Here is a 1,454-nt window from a genome sequence, read left to right as displayed (position 1 = left end):
CTGCTATATAAATCCTAGACAAGTCTAGACATTTACTTCTTACTTCATCAGGAGCATGGGAGCGGTTATCCCTCAGTAAGCTTTCACGCTTTAGCCAAGCGTGATAAATTTATTGCCGCGTTCAAATCCCTGTCTATTGAATGACCACAACTTCCACAGTTGTAAATTCTTTCTTTTAGTGGCATATCTTGAATATATCCACAGTTTGAACAGGTTTTACTAGACGGGAACCAACGGCTTGCAATTATTATCTCGCAACCAAATTTTTTCGCTTTATATTCCAACTGCCTTTTAAACTCATGGAAACCACAATCAGCAATTACCTGAGCTAGTTTGTGGTTAGAGAGCATCCCAGAAATATTTAAATCTTCTACTACTATTTTGGCGTGGTTTTTGCATAAGAAAGTAGTGATTTGATGGATCGTATTATTTCTGAGATTCGCTACCTTGGCATGATGTTTTGCTAGTTGAATTTTGCATGATTGTCTATTGTTTGAACCTTTAGTTTTTCTGGCGAAGTTTCGTGATAATCTACGAAGTTTTTCTAGATGTGTTTTGTAATGTTTAGGGTTAGGAAACACAACCCCAGTGGACAGTGTAGCTAATTCTTTAACACCTAAGTCAACGCCGACAACAACATCATGTTGCTTTACAGTTGGCTCATGGGTTTGTTCGTAAGCAAATGCAATAAACCAGTTATCAGCAGTGCGAGATATTGTGATTGATTTACATGTTGTGTGCGGTAATCCTTCATATGTTTTTACCCACCCAATAGTAGGGAGTTTGATTGATTTACCGCCTACTGGAATTGGTTTACCACTTGCATCTATGGTAAAAGAGTCGTGGTGTCCTTTCTTTTTAAAATTAGGATATCCACCAATATGAGCAAAGAATCTAGAGAAAGCATCACCAAGATGGTCAAAAGCGTATTGAGTTATCTTCTGACAAATACCTTTTTCTTTAATCCATGTAAACTCAGGTTTGACATGGTTATTGAAGAATTTTTTCAAAACGTATTTGTCAGGCTTTAATCCATCTTTATAAAGTTGTTGCCAAGTAGCCAGTCCCCAGTTATAGGTAAAGCGGGCAATACCTGCATGTTTACTCATAATGGTTTCTTGAATGAGGCTTAGTTTTAACTTTGTCTTGATGGATAAAAGCATTGATTCGACCTTCAATGTATGTTATGTATTAATATAGCAATATTTAAATTAATGTACAATGCCTTTTGAGAAAAAACATAAATTAGGTGCTGTTCCTTTAAATGAGGAGCCTTTTGATCGAGCGCCAGTCTGTTTTAACGTGAGAAAAGGCGTTAAAGATAAATTAAAAGCCGTCCCCGACTGGAAGGAACGGCTAAGAGAATTTGTTGATAGTCTCATTGAAAATGTAGACGAATAGTTGTCAATAATAGTCTAGACTTGTCTATGCTATTGAGGTCTTAGGACTAGCTC

2 protein-coding genes are annotated in these 1,454 nt (G+C 36.8%); one reads left to right on the top strand and one right to left on the bottom strand.

Translation table 11 applies throughout. From position 1 onward, the window contains the following. Positions 1-83 precede the first annotated feature (83 nt). Positions 84-1,163, bottom strand: coding sequence for an RNA-guided endonuclease InsQ/TnpB family protein (locus OGM63_RS01845; RefSeq protein WP_263743794.1), 1,080 nt, complete (start codon positions 1,161-1,163; stop codon positions 84-86). A 58-nt stretch (positions 1,164-1,221) separates the two neighbouring features. On the opposite strand from OGM63_RS01845, the gene OGM63_RS01840 reads away from it, so the two are divergent. Next, on the top strand, positions 1,222-1,401 hold the full coding sequence (locus OGM63_RS01840) for a hypothetical protein (RefSeq protein ID WP_263743793.1): 180 nt from the start codon (positions 1,222-1,224) through the stop codon (positions 1,399-1,401). The last annotated feature ends 53 nt before the right edge of the window (positions 1,402-1,454 follow it).

The organism is Plectonema radiosum NIES-515 (assembly GCF_025753815.1).
Taxonomy (GTDB): domain Bacteria; phylum Cyanobacteriota; class Cyanobacteriia; order Cyanobacteriales; family Nostocaceae; genus Hassallia; species Hassallia radiosum_A.
This window is presented reverse-complemented; position numbering and strand designations above follow the sequence as displayed.

Bases quoted from the DNA above. Each gene is read 5' to 3' on its own strand.
- OGM63_RS01845 (WP_263743794.1), bottom strand. From the start codon at position 1,163: ATGCTTTTATCCATCAAGACAAAGTTAAAACTAAGCCTCATTCAAGAA.
- OGM63_RS01840 (WP_263743793.1), top strand. From the start codon at position 1,222: ATGCCTTTTGAGAAAAAACATAAATTAGGTGCTGTTCCTTTAAATGAG.